The 18,162-nt window shown below is 65.8% G+C and carries 15 protein-coding genes; 14 read left to right on the top strand and 1 reads right to left on the bottom strand.

Annotated elements, in window-relative coordinates:
- Positions 1-46 precede the first annotated feature (46 nt).
- The 5 genes from KY496_RS10570 to KY496_RS10550 all read left to right on the top strand — a co-directional run bounded on the left by KY496_RS10570 (position 47) and on the right by KY496_RS10550 (position 7,161).
- Entirely contained in the window at positions 47-907 is an 861-nt protein-coding gene (locus KY496_RS10570; protein ID WP_005666231.1) for a peptidoglycan DD-metalloendopeptidase family protein, read from the top strand.
- Between the two features lie 7 nt (positions 908-914).
- Positions 915-1,955, top strand: coding sequence for an RNA polymerase sigma factor RpoS (rpoS, locus tag KY496_RS10565; protein WP_219864690.1), 1,041 nt, complete (start codon positions 915-917; stop codon positions 1,953-1,955).
- Positions 1,956-2,102: 147 nt separating this feature from the next.
- On the top strand, positions 2,103-3,515 hold the full coding sequence (rlmD, locus tag KY496_RS10560; protein WP_219864689.1) for a 23S rRNA (uracil(1939)-C(5))-methyltransferase RlmD: 1,413 nt from the start codon (positions 2,103-2,105) through the stop codon (positions 3,513-3,515).
- 105 nt (positions 3,516-3,620) lie between these two features.
- Complete coding sequence (locus KY496_RS10555; protein ID WP_219864688.1) at positions 3,621-5,534, top strand: PAS domain-containing sensor histidine kinase; 1,914 nt, start codon at positions 3,621-3,623, stop codon at positions 5,532-5,534.
- A gap of 34 nt (positions 5,535-5,568) precedes the next feature.
- Complete coding sequence (locus KY496_RS10550; RefSeq protein WP_219864687.1) at positions 5,569-7,161, top strand: PQQ-dependent sugar dehydrogenase; 1,593 nt, start codon at positions 5,569-5,571, stop codon at positions 7,159-7,161.
- 46 nt (positions 7,162-7,207) lie between these two features.
- On the opposite strand, the gene KY496_RS10545 is transcribed toward KY496_RS10550, so the two are convergent.
- Complete coding sequence (locus KY496_RS10545; RefSeq protein ID WP_219864686.1) at positions 7,208-7,894, bottom strand: Bax inhibitor-1/YccA family protein; 687 nt, start codon at positions 7,892-7,894, stop codon at positions 7,208-7,210.
- A 269-nt stretch (positions 7,895-8,163) separates the two neighbouring features.
- Here KY496_RS10545 and ndk point away from each other — a divergent pair, with 269 nt between their 5' ends.
- The 9 genes from ndk to der all read left to right on the top strand — a co-directional run bounded on the left by ndk (position 8,164) and on the right by der (position 18,064).
- Positions 8,164-8,589 carry a nucleoside-diphosphate kinase gene (gene ndk, locus KY496_RS10540; RefSeq protein WP_219864685.1) on the top strand — a complete coding sequence of 142 codons (426 nt, stop codon included), beginning with the start codon at positions 8,164-8,166 and terminating at the stop codon, positions 8,587-8,589.
- A 282-nt stretch (positions 8,590-8,871) separates the two neighbouring features.
- The gene (rlmN, locus tag KY496_RS10535) at positions 8,872-10,041 is read left to right on the top strand and encodes a 23S rRNA (adenine(2503)-C(2))-methyltransferase RlmN (protein WP_005666242.1); all 1,170 of its coding nucleotides are present in this window, start codon (positions 8,872-8,874) and stop codon (positions 10,039-10,041) included.
- Positions 10,041-10,862: a type IV pilus biogenesis/stability protein PilW gene (gene pilW, locus KY496_RS10530; protein WP_219864684.1), complete on the top strand. Its 822-nt coding sequence runs from the start codon at positions 10,041-10,043 to the stop codon at positions 10,860-10,862. The genes rlmN and pilW overlap by 1 nt, the downstream gene beginning before the upstream one ends.
- Before the next feature lie 49 nt (positions 10,863-10,911).
- Complete coding sequence (locus tag KY496_RS10525) at positions 10,912-11,988, top strand: RodZ domain-containing protein (protein WP_071361924.1); 1,077 nt, start codon at positions 10,912-10,914, stop codon at positions 11,986-11,988.
- Positions 11,989-12,009: 21 nt separating this feature from the next.
- Complete coding sequence (gene ispG, locus KY496_RS10520; protein ID WP_005666247.1) at positions 12,010-13,329, top strand: flavodoxin-dependent (E)-4-hydroxy-3-methylbut-2-enyl-diphosphate synthase; 1,320 nt, start codon at positions 12,010-12,012, stop codon at positions 13,327-13,329.
- Positions 13,330-13,395: 66 nt separating this feature from the next.
- Positions 13,396-14,745, top strand: a complete 1,350-nt coding sequence (hisS, locus tag KY496_RS10515; protein WP_219864683.1) for a histidine--tRNA ligase — start codon at positions 13,396-13,398, stop codon at positions 14,743-14,745.
- Between the two features lie 47 nt (positions 14,746-14,792).
- Positions 14,793-15,479: a tetratricopeptide repeat protein gene (locus tag KY496_RS10510; protein WP_071361926.1), complete on the top strand. Its 687-nt coding sequence runs from the start codon at positions 14,793-14,795 to the stop codon at positions 15,477-15,479.
- 84 nt (positions 15,480-15,563) lie between these two features.
- Positions 15,564-16,718 (top strand): outer membrane protein assembly factor BamB, encoded by a 1,155-nt coding sequence (gene bamB, locus KY496_RS10505; RefSeq protein ID WP_219864682.1) that lies wholly within the window; start codon positions 15,564-15,566, stop codon positions 16,716-16,718.
- Between the two features lie 8 nt (positions 16,719-16,726).
- The gene (gene der, locus KY496_RS10500; RefSeq protein WP_005666254.1) at positions 16,727-18,064 is read left to right on the top strand and encodes a ribosome biogenesis GTPase Der; all 1,338 of its coding nucleotides are present in this window, start codon (positions 16,727-16,729) and stop codon (positions 18,062-18,064) included.
- Positions 18,065-18,162 lie beyond the last annotated feature (98 nt).

Raw genomic sequence — 18,162 nt, 5'->3', positions numbered from 1 at the left:
AGGGGCCGCCAGGCCCGCCGTACGCCGATAAGACAATAGAATGCCAATGACACAAGCACCGCGTTTAGCCCTCCTGACGATCCTCATCGGCCTCGTGGCCGGTTGTTCCACCACCACCCGCCAGGCGCCGGTCGTCGAGCGCCCCGTCACCGCCGCGCCAAGCCGGCCAGCGCCAGCGCGCGTGGAAGAAGCGCCGAAACAGGACGAGCGCGGCATGTACACCGTGCGCAAGGGCGACACCCTGCTGCGCATCGCGCTCGACTTCGGCCAGAACTACCGCGACCTGGTGACCTGGAACAACCTGGCCAATCCGGACGACATCAAGGTCGGCCAGGTATTGCGCGTGACCCAGCCGGAAGGCGAGCGCAGCGCCAATGTGCAGACCCAGCCGGTACCGATGCCGCCGTCGGCCAGCGTGCCGCGCAAGACCGAACCGCGCGCCGACAAGACCCCTTACAGCGAAGGCAAGGTGGCCACCGCCACGCCGCCGGCCACCACCGCGCCGGCCACGCCTGCCGCCCCGGCCGCCAGCGACGAAGCGCGCCTGAGCTGGATGTGGCCTTCGGAGGGGCGCGTCATCGCCACCTTCGACGATGGCCGCAACAAGGGCATCGACATCGCCGGCAAGATGGGCCAGCCGGTGGTCGCCGCCGGCTCGGGCAAGGTAATGTATGCTGGCAGCGGCATCCGCGGTTATGGTAATCTCGTCATCGTCAAGCACAGCAACAGCCTGTTGTCCGCCTATGCCCACAACCGCAAGATCGTGGTCAAGGAGGGCGACAACGTCAGCCGTGGCCAGGTGATCGCCGAGATGGGCGACTCCGACGCCGACGCGGTCAAGTTGCACTTCGAGATTCGTCAGCAGGGCAAGCCGGTCGACCCGACGAGGTTCTTGCCCGTTCGTTAGGAACGGTATGACGCAGCCGCCGCACCCGCTGGACCAGGAGGATACGGACGAGTTTCCGGATGAGCCGGAAAGCGGGCGCGCGCATGCCGATGACGATCTCGACCATGCCGACCGCGTCGACGGCGCGGCCGGCGCGGCGGGCGAGGATGCGCTGGCGCGCCACGCCAGCATCGAGACGGTCGACGAGCTGCGCAAGGTCTTGCAGGCCGAGCTCGCGACCGACACCACCCAGCACTACCTGAACCAGATCGGCGCCAGGCCGCTCCTCACGGCCGTCGAAGAAGTCCACTTCGCCACCCTGGCCAAGTCCGGCGACTTCGGCGCGCGCCAGAAGATGATCGAGCATAACCTGCGCCTGGTCGTCTCGATCGCCAAGCACTACATCAACCGCGGCGTGGTCCTGCTCGACCTGATCGAGGAGGGCAATATTGGGCTGATGCGCGCCATCGACAAGTTCGAGCCCGAGCGCGGCTTTCGCTTTTCGACCTATGCCACCTGGTGGATCCGCCAGAGCATCGAGCGCGCCATCATGAACCAGGCCCGCACCGTGCGCCTGCCGGTGCACATGGTGCGTGAGCTCAACGGCGTGCTGCGCGCCAAATACCATCTCGAGGCCCAGAAGCACGACGGCAAGGAAGCCTCGAGCGAGGACATCGCCAGCCTGGTCGGCCGCCCGGTCGAGGAAGTGCAAGACATATTGACCCTGTCCGAGCACGCGACCTCGCTCGATGCGCCGCTCGACAACGATCCGCAATCGAGCCTGATGGACATGTTGCCCGACGACGGCGAAGGCAGCCCCGACGCCCACGCCGAGCAGCAGGAGGTGGCGCTGCTGGTGCGCGACTGGCTGACCCGGCTGCCGGACAAGCAGCGCCTGGTCGTCACCCGCCGTTTCGGCCTCGACAACGACGATCCGGCCACCCTGGAAACCCTGGCCGAAGAGATGGGCGTGACGCGCGAGCGGGTGCGCCAGATCCAGCAGGAAGCGCTGGTCAAGCTCAAGCGCGCGATGGCGGCGCGCGGCGTGGTGCGCGATTCATTGTTGTAACGGCAACCCTACCAGGTAGCGCCCACTTCGATTCCTTGCTATCATGCCCGCCGGGCCGTTTCGGCCATTTTTCTTTTATGCGCGGCCTTTGAAGCATGCGCCGCCGGCCGGGGCCGGCTCCTGCCTTCACTCCACTTTCTCATCACCATGCAAGAAATCTTCATCGACATCAAATCCCTCGACATGGACGGGCGCGGCGTTGGCCACCTCGAAAACGAGGACGGCTCGCCAGGCAAGGTGATCTTCGTCGAAGGCGCGCTGCCGGGCGAGCGCGTCAGCTTCGAGACGACGCGCAAGAAAAAGAACTGGGAAGCAGGCCGCATGGTCACCCTGCAGCGCGCCTCGTCGATGCGGGTCGAGCCGAAATGCCAGCATTTCGGCTACTGCGGCGGCTGCTCGATGCAGCACCTGGAGCCGAGCGCGCAGGTGGCGATGAAGGGCCGCGTGCTGGAAGACAACCTGTGGCACCTCGGTAAAGTGAAGGCCGAGATGATCATGCGCCCGATGTATGGCCCGACCTGGGATTACCGCTATCGCGCGCGCCTGTCGGTGCGCCACGTGGCGAAGAAGGGTGGGGTCCTGGTAGGCTTCCACGAGCGCGCCTCGTCCTATGTGGCCGACATCACCACTTGCGAGATCCTGCCGGACCACGTCGCGCGCCTGCTGGTGCCGCTGCGCGAGCTGGTCGGCGCCCTGTCGATCTACAACCAGATGCCGCAGATCGAGGTGGCGATCGGCGAAGAGACCACGGTGCTGGTGCTGCGCATCATGGCGCCGCTCAGCGCCGCCGACGAGACCCTGGTGAAAGCCTTCGCCGACCAGTGGGGCATCCAGTGGTGGCTGCAGCCGAAGGGCCCGGACACCGCCTATCCGTTCTACCCATTGGGCAAGGAGCTGTATTACACGCTGCCCGAGTTCGGCATCCGCATGCCGTTCAAGCCGACCGACTTCACCCAGGTGAACCACCACATCAATCGCGTGCTGGTGTCGAAGGCGCTGCGCCTGCTCGACGTGCAGAAGGACGACCGCGTGGCCGACCTGTTCTGCGGCCTGGGCAACTTCACCCTGCCGCTGGCGACCCAGGCGCGCGAGGTGGTCGGCATCGAGGGCAGCACGGCGCTCACCACGCGCGCGCTGGACAATGCCAGGGCGAACGGCCTGGCCGAGAAAACGTCGTTCTCGACCCGCAACCTGTTCGAAGTCACCAAGGACGACCTGGTGGCATTGGGCAAGTTCGATCGCATGCTGATCGACCCGCCGCGCGACGGCGCCATGGCGCTGGCGCTGGCGCTGGCAGAACTGCGCGAGACCCACGAGGACCTGATGCCGCAGCGCATCGTCTACGTCTCGTGCAGCCCGTCGACCCTGGCGCGCGACGCCGGCATCCTGGTGCACAAGGCGGGCTATGTGATGAAGAAGGCGGGCGTGGTGAACATGTTCCCGCACACCTCGCACGTCGAGTCGATCGGCGTGTTCGAGCTGGGAGACAAGCCGGTACGGCCCGCCGATGGCGCGCAATATGTGCCGGCCGACCTGCCCGCGACGCCGGACGCCGCCTGACGTCCGCAAGCTGCCGCGTTTTGGTAAGCAGCTGTAACGGATGAGCGACACCGTACAGACCACGCCATCCATCTCGGTTTTACTGTTGGGAAACAGAGGTGGGACATGACCAAACACGGCAATAACGAAGGACATCATGGCGGACGCTTCTGGCGGTTTTCCCAGGAGCTGCTGGTCGTCGCCGCGCAAGATGGGACGATCGAGGCGGTCAATCCGGCATGGAGCAAGCTGCTGGGCTATGCCGGCGACGAGATCGTCGGCCGGAAGTTCATCGAGTTCACCCATCCGGCCGACCTTGATGCCACGCTGGCCGTGTTCGCGGGCATCCTCGAGCGGCCGCTGGCGACGCCCTATGAATACCGCTTCCGCCACAAGGACGGTTCGTGGCGCTGGTTCGGCTGGACCGGCGCCTTCGAAGAGGGCAAGGTGTATGCCGCCGGGCGCGACCTGACGCACGAGCACCGGCGCGAGAAAGCCTTGCAGGACGCCGAGGACTTTACCCGCCTGGCCCTGCATTCGGTGGGCGGCGTCGGCATCTGGACCGCCGACCTGCAGGCGCGCACCTATGTCTGCGACGCCGCGATCGCCGACCTGTACGGCGTGGATCCGGTGCGCGCCGCCGGCGGCTTGCCGGCCGAGGAACTCATGGCCAACATCCATCCGGACGATCGCCCGGCACTGATGGCCGAGATCGCGGGCAGCCTCACCTCCGGCAAGGACGCCAATTTCGAGTACCGCCTGCGGCATCCGAACGGCGTCGTGCGCTGGGTGCATTCGCGCTGGCGCACCTATCTCGACGAGCATGGGCAGCCGCTGCGTCGCACCGGCGTCGGGATCGAGACGACGGCCCAGCGCCACCTGGAAGAGCAGCTGCGCCAGGCCCAGAAAATGGAGGCGGTGGGGCAACTCACCGGCGGGCTGGCCCACGACTTCAACAACCTGCTGGCCGGGATCACCGGCGCGCTCGACCTGATGCAGATCCGCATGCGCCAGGGGCGCTTCGGCGACTTCGAGCGCTACGTCGCGGTGGCCCAGGGCGCCGCCCGGCGCGCCGCCGCGCTCACGCACCGCCTGCTGGCCTTCTCGCGGCGCCAGACGCTGGCCCCGACGCCGGTCGACGTCAATGCGCTGGTGTCGGGCATGGAAGAGCTGATCCGGCGCACCATCGGGCCCCAGATCACGCTCGAGGTGGTCGGCGCGGTGGGACTGTGGCCGACCCTGGTCGATGCCGGCCAGCTCGAGAACGCCTTGCTGAACCTGTGCATCAATGCGCGCGACGCCATGCCCGACGGCGGCCGCATCACGATCGAGACCGCCAACAAATGGCTCGACTATTCGGCCTCCAGGGCGCACGACATCCCGGAAGGCCAGTACCTGTCGCTGTGCGTGACCGATACCGGCACCGGCATGACGCCGGAAATCGTGGCCAAGGTGTTCGAACCGTTCTTCACCACCAAGCCGATGGGCGAGGGCACGGGCCTGGGCCTGTCGATGATCCACGGTTTCGCGCGCCAGTCGGGCGGCCAGGTGCGCATCTATTCCGAGGTGGGGAAAGGCACCACGGTCTGCATCTACCTGCCGCGCTATTATGGCGAACTCAAGCCGGAAGACATCGGCCTGCCGCCGGCGCCGGAAGCGCCCGCCGGCCAGGGCGAGACGGTGCTGGTGGTCGACGACGAGCCGTCGGTGCGCATGCTCGTGACCGAGGTGCTGGAAGACCTGGGCTACGTGGCGCTCGAAGCGGCCGACAGCGTGGCCGGACTCAAGCTGCTGCAGTCCGACACGCGCATCGACCTGCTGGTGACCGATGTCGGCCTGCCTGGCGGCATGAACGGTCGCCAGATGGCGGAAGCCGGCATCGAGCGCCGGCCCGAGCTGAAAGTGCTGTTCATCACCGGCTACGCCGAAAACAGCCTGATCGGCAACGGCCACCTGATGCCGGGAATGCAGGTGCTGACCAAGCCGTTCGCGGTGGACGCGCTGGCGGTGCGGATCAAGGAGCTGGTCGAGGCGCGCTGAAGCGTCCGGCCGCCGAGACATCGGAAGGAATGAAATGAGGCAGTTCACCCGGCGGCTCGCCGACTGGCTGGCCGCCGCGGTGGCGACCGCGGTCGTCGCCAGCGTCGTGCAGACGCAGATCAATCTGGGCGAACTCAGCGCGCTCGGCGCGTCGATCGGCCTGGCGGAGCGGCTTCGGGTCACATTGGGCGACCTGGCCGGCTTTGGCGCGGTCATGACCGGCATCGCGCTGGTCGCGCTGTTGCCGGCGTTCGGCGCCGGGCGCCTGCTGGCGCGGCGCGCGCCGCCCCCATGGCGCGCCGCCATCTTCGCGCTGGCGGCGGTCGTCGCCCTGTGGGTGGCGTTCTGGCTGATGCTGCACGTGATTCCCATGCCGGCCATCGCCGCGACCCGCGGCAGCGCCGATCACGCCTTGATGGCCGCGACGGGTATCGTCGGCGGCCTTCTGTACGCCCGCATGAGCGCGTCGGCGCGCGGCCCTGGCGACCCGCGGCGCCACGCCGCGCTGGCGGCGATGCTGGCGCTGGTCCCGGCGTTGCTGTTCCTGGCGACGTCTCCCGGCGCCGCCGGGCGGCTCGATGCGGTCGATCCGGCCAGCTACCGCGTCGAGACGGTCGCGCGGGGACTCGAGCGGCCATGGTCGCTGGCCTTCCTGCCGGACGGCCGCATGCTGGTCACCGAGATGGGCGGGCGCCTGCTGGCGATCGGCGCCGATGGCGCATCGACGCCGATCGCGACGGATGGCCTGCCACCCGTGTTCCAGCGCGGTGGCACCATCGGCCTGATGGATGTCGCCCCCGACCCCGCATTCGCACGCAATGGCTTGCTGTACCTGACGATGGGTCATGGCGAGGAGGGCGCCAACGGCACGCGCCTGGTGCGCGCAAGGCTGGAGAATGACCGGCTGGAAGACGTCCGGATCCTGTTCAGTTCCACGCCCAAGCCGCGCGCCGGCAATAACGGCGGCCGCATCGCTTTCCTGCCCGACGGCACGCTGGCGCTGACGGTCGGCGACGGCAACTGGCGCCGCGAAGAGGCGCAGAACCCCGCCAACCACCTGGGCACCGTCGTACGGCTCGACCGCGACGGCAGGGCGCCGGCCGACAATCCCTTCGTCAATCGCCCCGGCGCCGCGCCCGAGGTCTACAGCCTCGGTCACCGCAACCCGCAGGGCATCGCCGTCGACGCGGGCACGGGCGAATTGCTGCTCACCGAGCATGGCGCGCGCGGCGGCGACGAGATCAACCGCATCGTGGCGGGCAAGAACTACGGCTGGCCGCTGGTCACGGCCGGCATCGATTACCCGTTCGGCCGCGTCACGCCGTTCAGCCGCCTGGCCGGCTTCGAGGCGCCGCTGCTGGAGTGGACGCCGTCGGTCGCACCGAGCGGCCTGGCTGTCTACGATGGCGCATTGTTTCCGGAATGGCGCGGCGACCTGCTGGTGCCGGCGCTGCGAGGCCGCGCCCTGCACCGCGTCGTGCGCGACGGCGGCAGGATCGTCGGGCAGCAGACGTTGTTGGCAGAATTGAATCAGCGCCTGCGCGACGTCAAGGTCGGTCGGGATGGCGCGATCTACGTCCTGACGGATGGCCTGGACGCCCGCCTGCTGCGTTTGCGTCCACCATAAAAAAAACCGGCCGCGAAGGCCGGTTTTCTTTTGGGGTAGGGATCGATCAGTCGTCGCCGCCCACGATGCCCAGCAGGCGCAGCAGGCTGGTGAAGATGTTGAACACGTTCAGGTAGATCGACAGGGTGGCGGTGACGTAGTTGGTTTCGCCGCCGTTGACGATGCGCTGCACGTCATACAGGATGAAGGCCGAGAAGATGCCGATCGCCAGGACCGAGATCACGATCGACAGCACCGACATCTGCAGGAAGATGTTGGCGACGACCGCCAGCAGCAGCACGACGACGCCGGCCATCAGCCAGCTGCCCATGCCCGAGAAGTCGCGCTTGGTGGTGGTGGCGATGCTGGCCATCACGGCGAACACGGCGCCGGTGCCGCCGAAGGCGGTCATGATCAGGCTGGCGCCGTTCGAGTAGTTGAGCGTGTGGGTCAGCAGCGGGGCCAGCATCATGCCCATGAAGAAGGTGAAGCCGAGCAGCAGGGCGACGCCCAGGCCGGAATCCTTGTTCTTCTCGATGGCCCACATGAAGCCGAAGGCAACCGCGAGGAAGATCACGAAGCCCATGATGCCGGTGAAGGCGATGCCGAAGGACATGCCGGCGACCGCGCCGAGCACGGTAGGAATCATCGACAGCGCCAGCAGCCAATACGTGTTGCGTAACACTTTGTTACGCGTGGCCTGACCACCTTTGCTCAGGTCGATGGTACTTTGCTGTTGGGTACTAGGGTACATATAGTGCCTCCGGTTAAATAAATGGGTCGTGCGATGGTACGTGCAACTGCAGCGCAAGGTACGTCAGCTTGATCCTAGCGCATCTTTCTTAACTGAAGATGAAGATTGGGCAGGAACTGGGCGGACTTTTGCCGCCACTGTAACACCATGCTTGCCACTACCGCAATATCGGATATCTGGGGCAGGTATGGTAAAATTAAAGGTTGATTGAGTCCCAAAGTTCAAACGAATTTCTCAGTTCAAAACCTTTCTTTTATTGGAGTTTTCTCATGGCAATCGAACGCACCCTGTCCATCATCAAGCCGGACGCAGTTGCAAAAAACGTGATCGGCAAAATCTACAGCCGTTTCGAAGAAGCCGGCCTGAAGATCGTGGCTGCCCGCATGGTGCAACTGTCGCGCGCTGAAGCCGAAGGCTTCTACGCAGTGCACGCTGCGCGTCCGTTCTTCAAGGACCTGGTCGACTTCATGGTCTCGGGTCCGGTGATGATCCAGGTGCTGGAAGGCGAAGGCGCGATCCTGAAAAACCGCGACCTGATGGGCGCTACCGATCCGAAGAAGGCCGACGCCGGCACCATCCGCGCCGACTTCGCCGACTCGATCGACGCCAACGCCGTTCACGGTTCGGACGCTGCCGAAACCGCCGCTGTGGAAATCGCTTACTACTTCCCGGCACTGAACGTCTACTCGCGTTAATTAGTAAGGGGGAGCGCAGTCCGGGCGTTCCCCGGATCGATTCCCCCGGACTAATAGGAGCCTTTCCTGGCAGGTGGGGGGAAGCTGATAGCGATGCATGGCAAGTGTGGGCAAGGCGCGAGGAGGCCGCATGGCTAGCCATGCAACGACGAGCAACGCCGCCCACGCTTGCCAGGCGCGCTAGCAGCGACTACCACCTGCTAGGGAAGGCTCCAAATGAGTAACCTGCTCGCCTGCGCCCCCGGGGCGATGCGAGCAGGTTCGGAAATATAGGATTACGACATGACAACTCTCACCAATCTGCTGGACTTTGATCCCGCGCAACTCGTCGCCTACTGCGCCGACTTGGGTGAGAAACCGTTCCGCGCCAAGCAACTGCAGCGCTGGATACACCAGTTCGGCGCGTCGGATTTCGACAGCATGACCGACCTGGCCAAGTCGCTGCGCGAAAAGCTGAAGTCGCGCGCCGAAGTGCGTGCGCCGGCCATCGTGAGCGACAAGACGGCCAGCGACGGCACCCGCAAATGGCTGGTCGACGTCGGCAACGGCAACGCGGTCGAGACCGTGTTCATCCCGGAAGAAAACCGCGGCACGCTGTGCATCTCCACGCAGGCGGGTTGCGCCGTCAACTGCCGTTTCTGCTCGACCGGCAAGCAGGGCTTCAACCGCAACCTGACGGTCGCCGAGATCATCGGCCAGTTGTGGATGGCCGAATTCGAGCTGCGCCGTACCAAGGGCATCGAACCGGGCCCGAAAGGCGAGCGCCAGATCACCAACGTGGTGATGATGGGCATGGGCGAGCCGCTGCTCAATTACGAGCCGACCGTCACCGCGCTCAAAATGATGCTCGACGATAACGCCTACGGCCTGTCGCGCCGCCGCGTGACGCTGTCGACCTCGGGCGTGGTGCCGAATATCGACAAGCTGTCGCAAGACGTGCCGGTGGCCATGGCCGTGTCGCTGCACGCCTCGAACGATGCGCTGCGCGACATCCTGGTGCCGTTGAACAAGAAATATCCGCTGCGCGAGCTGATGGCCGCCTGCAAGCGCTATCTCGAATTCGCGCCGCGCGACTTCATCACCTTCGAGTACTGCATGCTCGACGGCTTCAACGACAGCGACGAGCACGCGCGCGAACTGATCGCGCTGGTGAACGATCCGGTGGTGGGCGTGAACTGCAAGTTCAACCTGATCCCGTTCAACCCGTTCCCCGAGTCGGGCCTGACCCGCTCCAAGAACCCGCGCATCAAGGCCTTCGCCGAAGTCCTGATGAACGCCGGCATCGTGACCACCGTGCGCAAGACGCGCGGCGACGACATCGACGCCGCCTGCGGCCAGCTGGCGGGCGAGGTCAAGGACCGCACCCGCGTGGCCGAGCGCATGGAAAAGATGGCCGAGTACCAGAAGAAATTCGGCGCCGATTTCGGCCGCATCGTGGAGATCCCGACCTGATGAAATTCGCCGCCGCCTGGCTCGCATTCGCATCGACCCTGTCCCTCGCTTTGCTGGCCGGTTGCGCCGGCACGGGGTCGGGCGGCGCGACGACGACGCGCGACGGCGAACTCAAGACCGCCTCGGACCAGACCGCGCTGGAAAAGCGCGCCTCGATCCGGGTGCAGCTGGCGGTCGGCTACTACCAGGAGGGCAAGCACGAGATCGCCCTCGACGAAGTCAAGCAGGCGCTGGCGGCCGATCCGAACTACGCCGACGCCTATGGCCTGCGGGCCCTGATCTATACCTCGATGGGTCAGTTCCCGCTGGCCGACGAGAACCATCGCCACGCGCTGCGCCTCGAACCGGGCAATCCCGAGTTCGCGAACAACTACGGCACCTTCCTGTGCCAGTCGGTGAACAGGCCGCTCGACGCGCTGCGCTATTTCGACGCCGCCCTCAAGAATCCCGCCTACCAGACGCCGCTCTCCGCGCTGGTCAATGCGGGTGCGTGCAGCATCAAGAACCGGAATATCGAAGCGGCCGAGCGCTACCTGCTCGAAGCCCTGCGTTTGAGCCCGGCGCTGCCGGCCGTGAATGCCGGCCTGGCGCGGGTGTACTACGAGCGGCGCGACATGCAGCGCGCCGGTTTTTTCGTGAATCGCCTGATCGAGACGGCCAGCATCGAGACACTGCCGGCCGACGCGCTCTGGCTCGCGCTGCGCGTGCAGCGCAAGCTGGGCGACCGGACCCATGAGGCGACGCTCGCGGCCCAGCTGCGCCGGCGTTTCCCGGGTTCGCCCGAATACGCGGCGTTCGAGCGCGGCGCGTTCGACGAGTAAGCACAAGAACAAGCTCAACTAGAAGCTCACACGGACAAGGACGAGGACAATGAACGAGCAAGCAGATCAGCCGGCTACGCCAGGCAACCAGCCCGGCATCCCTGGCAAGACCCTGCAATCCCAGCGCGAAGCGATGGGCTGGAGTGTGGAACAGGTGGCGGACCAGCTGAAGCTGGCCCCACGCCAGGTGGTGGCCCTGGAAGCCGGGGATTACGCTTCATTGCCGAGCCCGGCCGTGACGCGCGGCTTCGTGCGCGTCTATGCCAAGCTGCTCAAGATCGACGCCGCGCCGCTGGTGTCGATGATCGAACTGAACATGCCGCCGGAAGCCCAGGCCGGCGCGCCCATCAACACCGGCGCCGTGCGCCGCGAACAGCGTCCGGCCACGTTCTCCGAGACCCGCTTCCCGATCGCCGGCCGCCGCAACCGCCTGCCGCTGGGCTGGATCGCCGCCGCCGTGGTGGTGGCCGGCGCCGCCGTTGCAGCCTGGCAGTTCGACCTGATTCCGAACTTGCAGCGCGACGGCCAGGCGGGCGACGCCACGGTGCTCGAGAACCCGGCCGCCGGCGTCGTCGCGCCAGGCTCGGCGCCCGCGGCCGGCGCCCAGCAAGGCCTGATCAATCCATCGGTGCCGTTGATCTCGGTGCCGGCGCCGGCCGGCGAAACTGCGCCGCCGGCGGCAGCGCCGGGTTCGGCGCCGGGCGCCGCGCCGGCCACCCCGACCGCACCGGTGCCGGCCGTGCCGCCGCCGGCCAACGCGCCGGCCAATGCGCCGGCCAACGCACCGGCGGCGGGAACGCCGAGCGCGGCCGCGCCTGGCGTGACGCCGGCCCCGAACATCTCGACCGCTGCCGCACCGGTCACCGCCGTGGCCCCCGCCGCCGGCGCCAACACCCTGGTGCTGAACGTGCGCGAGGATTCCTGGATCGAAGTGCGTCCGAGCGCCGGCGGCCGTCCGCTGATCTCGCGCCTGGTCAAGGGCGGCAGCACCGAGTCGGTCGAGCTGAGCGGCCCGGCGACCCTGGTGGTCGGCGCCCCTGGCGGCGTGACCGCGACCCTGCGCGGCGCCAACGTCGCGCTGCCGCAGCAGTCGGGCCGCACCATCGCGCGCGTGGCGCTGAAATAAGCTGAAGCTGGAATACACCAAATGAATTCGTTGAACGAAGCCTGCACTCCTGAAGCCATCCCGTCCGGCCCGCTGGCGCGCCGCGCCAGCCGCAAGGTGGCCGTTTCGCACGGCCAGCGCACGGTCTGGGTGGGCGGCGACGCCCCGGTGGTGGTGCAGTCGATGACCAATACCGATACCGCCGACGCGATCGGCACCGCGATCCAGGTCAAGGAGCTGGCGCGCGCCGGTTCCGAGATCGTGCGCATCACGGTCGACACCCCGGCGGCGGCCGCCGCCGTGCCGGCGATCCGCGAACAGCTCGACCGCATGGAAGTCGACGTGCCGCTGGTGGGCGACTTCCACTACAACGGCCACCTGCTGCTGCGCGACTATCCTGAATGCGCGCAGGCGCTGTCGAAATACCGCATCAATCCGGGCAATGTGGGGCAGGGCGCCAAGCGCGACACCCAGTTCGCCCAGATGATCGAGATCGCCGCCAGGTATGACAAGCCGGTCCGCATCGGCGTCAACTGGGGCAGTCTGGATCAAACGCTCCTGGCGCGCATCATGGACGAGAACGCCGCGCGCGCCAATCCGTGGAGCGCCCAGGCGGTGATGTACGAAGCGCTGATCACGTCGGCGATCGAGAACGCGGTGCGCGCCGAAGAAGTCGGCCTGGCGCGCGACAAGATCATCCTGTCGTGCAAGGTGTCGGGCGTGCAGGACCTGATCGCGGTCTACCGCGAACTGGCGCGCCGCTGCGATTATCCGCTGCACCTGGGACTGACCGAGGCCGGCATGGGCAGCAAGGGCATCGTCGCCTCGACCGCGGCGCTGTCGGTGCTGCTGCAAGAGGGCATCGGCGACACCATCCGCATCTCGCTGACGCCGGAACCGGGCGGCGACCGCACCAGGGAGGTCGTGGTCGGCCAGGAAATCCTGCAGACCATGGGCCTGCGCAAGTTCACCCCGATGGTGATCGCCTGCCCGGGCTGCGGCCGCACGACCTCGACCGTGTTCCAGGAGCTGGCCGACAACATCCAGAGCTTCTTGCGCGAGCAGATGCCTGAATGGAAGAAAACGTATCCGGGCGTGGAGGCGATGAACGTGGCCGTGATGGGCTGCATCGTCAACGGTCCGGGCGAATCGAAGCACGCGAACATCGGCATCAGCCTGCCGGGCACCGGCGAATCGCCGGCCGCCCCGGTGTTCGTCGACGGCCAGAAATTCGCGACCCTGCGCGGCGAGCGCATCGTCGATGAGTTCAAGACCATCGTGCTGGATTATGTGAAGAAAAATTACGGGCGAGCCGGGGTTTCGAGCGACATGTCGCTCGCCGGCGCAGCGACCCAGGCGTAAGCCTGGGGCTGGGAGAGCTGGCCGACCTGCGCCCACGAGCAGCGCCAAGAATTGAGAAAGAAAACCATGTCCAAACCAGAAAAAATCGTCGCCATCAAAGGCATGAACGACATCCTGCCGCAAGACGCGCCGCTGTGGGAGCTGTTCGAGAACACCACCGAAACGATCCTGAAGAGCTACGGCTACCAGAAGATCGTGACCCCGATCGTCGAGCAGACCGCTTTGTTCTCGCGCGCCATCGGCGCCGTCACCGACATCGTCGAGAAGGAGATGTATTCCTTCGAAGACTCGATGAACGGCGACCAGCTGACCCTGCGTCCGGAAGGCACGGCCAGCGTCGTGCGCGCCGTGCTCGAGCACAACCTGGTCTACGACGGCCCGCGCCGCCTGTGGTACAAGGGCCCGATGTTCCGCCACGAGCGCCCGCAGCGCGGCCGCTACCGCCAGTTCTTCCAGTTCGGCGCCGAAGCGATCGGCTTCTCGGGCCCGGACATCGACGCCGAGATGATCATGATGTCGCGCCGCCTGTGGGATGACCTGGGCCTGCAGAACGTGCGCCTCGAGCTGAACTCGATCGGCAACGCCGAAGAGCGCAACCGCCACCGCGCCGACCTGATCGCCTATCTCGAAAAACACGAAGACATCCTCGATGCCGAGGCCAAGCGCCGCCTGCACAGCAATCCGCTGCGCATCCTGGACACCAAGAACCCGGCGATGCAAGAGATGGTCAACGCCGCCCCGCGCCTGCTGGACTACCTGGGCGAAGAGTCGCTGGCCCACTTCAACGGCGTCAAGGCGCTGCTGGACAAGAACGCGGTGCAGTACACCGTCAACCCGCGCCTGGTGCGCGGCCTGGACTACTACAACCGCACCGTGTTCGAATGGGTCACCGACGAGCTGGGCGCCCAGGGCACGATCTGCGCCGGCGGCCGCTACGATCCGCTGATCGAAACCTTCGGCGGCAAGCCGACCCCGGCGGTCGGTTTCGCGATGGGCATGGAACGCATCATCGAGCTCATGAAAGGGTTGGGCGAACCGGCCGAGCCGAACGTGTGCGACGTGTACATGGTCCACCAGGGAGAAGAGGCCCAGCTGCAGTCCTTCATCCTGGCCGAGCGGATTCGGGATGCCGGCCTGGATGTTGTGTTACATTGCGCAACGCCAACAGGTGCTGGCAGCTTCAAGAGCCAGATGAAGAAGGCCGATGGCAGCGGCGCCGCCTTTGCCGTCATCATCGGCCAGGACGAGATCGCGAACAATGCCGCGCAAGTGAAGACCATGCGCGGCGAAGTGGGCGAGCAGCAGCAGGCCGCCGTGCCGTTCGAGGAAGTGGTCGACTACCTGGTCGACCAGATCGTCGGCAGTCACGACCACGACCACGGCCACGACCACGATCACGTGCACTACCACCCGTAACCGGCGTTCGGCACCACCAATCAACCATTTAATACAAGAATACGCACATGGCATACGATCACCAGGAACAGGAACAGCTTGATTCCTTCAAGGCGTTCTGGTCGCAGTACGGCAACATCATCATCTGGGTCCTGATTCTCGCGCTCGGCTCCTACGCCGGCTGGAATTACTGGAAAACCCACCAGCGCAACAAGTCGGTCGAGGCGTCGGCGCTGTATGACGAGCTGCAGACCTCGCTGCTGGCGAACGACAATGCCAAGGTGCAGCGCGTGGCGGGCGACATCCGCGCCAAGTACGAATCGTCGGCCTATGCCCCGATGGCGGCGCTGGCGGCGGCCAAGACCGCCTTCGAAGCGAACGACCTCAAGACCGCCAAGGCGCAGCTGCAGTGGGCGGCCGAGCACGGCAATGACGAATACAAGTCGATCGCCAACCTGCGCCTGGCCGGCGTGCTGCTCGACGAGAAGGCATTCGACGAAGCGCTGAAGGTCTTGAACGGCAAATTCCTGCCGCAGTTCACCTCGGAAGTGAACGACCGCAAGGGCGACGTGCTGGTCGCGCAGAACAAGCTGAACGAAGCGCGCGCGGCCTATGTCGCGGCGATCGCCGCCATGGATCCGACCGCGCCGGGCCGCCAGCTGGTGCAGATCAAGCTCGAAGCGATCGGCGGCACGGTGCCGGCCGACAAGAAATCGGAACAAGAAAAAGCTGCCGAGCAAAAGGCAGCCGCGTAATCCTCCCCCATGAGAGGGCCCGCGCACGCCTGACGGCGGCGCGGGCCTTGCGTCCTCTATAGTCCAGGAACAAGGTAGAACAAAATGCGTATTTGCAGCAAGCTTGTTGGTGTCGGCGTACTGGCCCTGATGACGGGTTGCTCGACCCTCAATTCGCTCAATCCATTCGCGTCGGATAAGAAGGGCGACCAGCCGGCCAAGCTGGTCGAGCTGAAAGGCAGCATGGCCGTGCGTACTGCATGGAAACTTGATATCGGCAAGGCGCGCGGCTACACCTTCTCGCCTGCGCTGACCGGCAACACGGTGGTCGTGGCCGGCGCCGATGGCGCCATCGCGCGCGTCGAAGCCGAGAGCGGCAAGCAGCTGTGGCGCATCAAGGCCGACACCGAACTGTCGGCCGGCGTCGGCACCGACGGCAACCTGATCGTGGTCGGCGGCGACAAGGGCCAGTTGCTGGCCTTCGACATGGACGGCAAGAAACTGTGGACGAGCCAACTGTCGAGCGAAATCCTGTCGGCGCCGGTGGTGTCGCAGGGCATCGTGGTAGCGCGCTCGATCGACAACCGCATCGTTGGCATCGATGCCGCCAACGGCAAGACGAAGTGGACCGTGCAAAAGGTCGCGCCTCCGCTCACCCTGCGCAATGCGCCGGGCATGATCGTGGCCGGGACCGACGTCATCGTGGCCCAGCCGGGCGGCAAGCTGTCGTCGATGATCCTGGCCACCGGCGCGCCGCGCTGGGACGTCGAGGTGGGCGTCTCGCGCGGCGCCACCGAACTGGAGCGCGTGACCGATATCGGCGGCGCCCCGGTGCTGTTCGAGAACGAGGTGTGCGCCGTGTCCTATCAAGGCCGCGTAGGCTGCTTCGACCTGGTCACCGGTTCGGCCAAGTGGACGCGCGACCTGTCGTCCGATGCCGGCGTCGCCGTCGACCAGCTGTACGTGTTCGCACCGGACGACAAGGGCGCCCTGCATGCCTTCACCCGCGACACGGGTTCTTCCAGCTGGAAGAACGACAAGCTGGCCTTCCGCCGCCTGTCGACCCCGCTGTCGTATGGCCGCGCCGTCGCGGTCGGCGACTTCGAAGGCTATGTGCACTTCCTGTCGCGCGAGGACGGATCTTTCCTGGCGCGCGCAGCGACCGATGGCAGCCCGATCATGGGCACGCCGCTGGTGGCCGGCACGAACCTGATTTTTCAAACACAAAATGGAACTGTGACCGCGATCGCGGTCGAATAGAATAAAACATGAAGCCGGTAATCGCACTCGTAGGTCGTCCCAACGTCGGGAAATCGACCTTATTTAACCGCCTGACCCGTTCGCGTGACGCGCTGGTGGCCGACCTCCCTGGCCTGACGCGCGACCGCCACTATGGCGAAGGCCGGATTGGCGAACGGCCATTCCTGGTCATCGACACGGGCGGTTTCGAGCCGGTCGCCAAAGAAGGCATCATGCATGAAATGGCGCTGCAGACGCGCCAGGCCGTGGCCGAGGCCGACGTGGTCGTGTTCATCGTGGACGGCCGCCAGGGCCTGACCCCGCACGACAAGACCATCACCGATTACCTGCGCAAGAGTGGCCGCAAGGTCATGCTGGTGGTGAACAAGTCGGAAGGCATGAAGTACACCTCCGTCACCGCCGACTTCTATGAACTCGGCATGGGCGACCCGTACGTGATCTCCGCCGCCCATGGCGACGGCGTGCACGACCTGGTCAACGAGGCGCTCGACATCGCCTTCGCCCAGCGCCCCGACGAACCGGAAGAGCTGGAACCGGCCGATCACGGCTTCAAGATCGCCATCGTCGGCCGCCCGAACGTCGGCAAGTCGACCCTGATCAATACCCTGGTCGGCGAACAGCGCGTGATCGCCTTCGACATGCCGGGTACCACCCGCGATGCGATCGAAGTGCCGTTCGAGCGCGACGGCAAGAAGTACACACTGATCGACACCGCCGGCATCCGCCGCCGCGGCAAGATTTTCGAGGCTATCGAGAAATTCTCCGTGGTCAAGACCATGCAGTCGATCTCGGATGCCAACGTCGTCATCCTGCTGCTCGACGCCCAGCAAGATATTTCCGAGCAAGATGCCCACATCGCCGGCTTCATCCTGGAATCGGGCAGGGCGCTGGTGGTGGCCGTCAACAAGTGGGACGGCCTGCAAACCGACCAGCGCGACCAGGTCAAGAACGACCTCGACCGTAAGCTGGACTTCCTGGGCTTTGCCAAGACCCACTTCGTCTCGGCGCTGCGCGGCACCGGCATCAGCCAGCTGCTCAAGTCGGTGGAGTCGGCGTATGCCGCCGCGACGGCCAACCTGTCGACGCCGCGCCTGACGCGCGCGCTGCAGGAGGCGGTCGAGAAGCAGGAGCCGAAGCGCAAGGGCACCTCGCGTCCGAAGATGCGCTATGCCCACCAAGGCGGTCAGAATCCGCCGATCATCGTCATCCACGGCAATGCGCTGGAGGGGATCACCGAGCCTTATAAGCGCTATCTGGAAAAGCATTTCCGTGACACGTTCAACCTGGTCGGCACCCCGCTCAGGATCGAGCTGCGCAGCGGGAAAAATCCGTTCGCAAAAGACTGAATTGTTTAGGCTGAAAGTCGTAGCAGTACGACAAAAAGCGGCAAAACAGGTTACAGTAGGCTTAGGGCTGCATTCGCTCACGCAGAATATGGCTCTAA

The organism is Massilia sp. NP310, assembly GCF_019443485.1.
Taxonomy (GTDB): domain Bacteria; phylum Pseudomonadota; class Gammaproteobacteria; order Burkholderiales; family Burkholderiaceae_D; genus Telluria; species Telluria timonae.
This window is presented reverse-complemented; position numbering and strand designations above follow the sequence as displayed.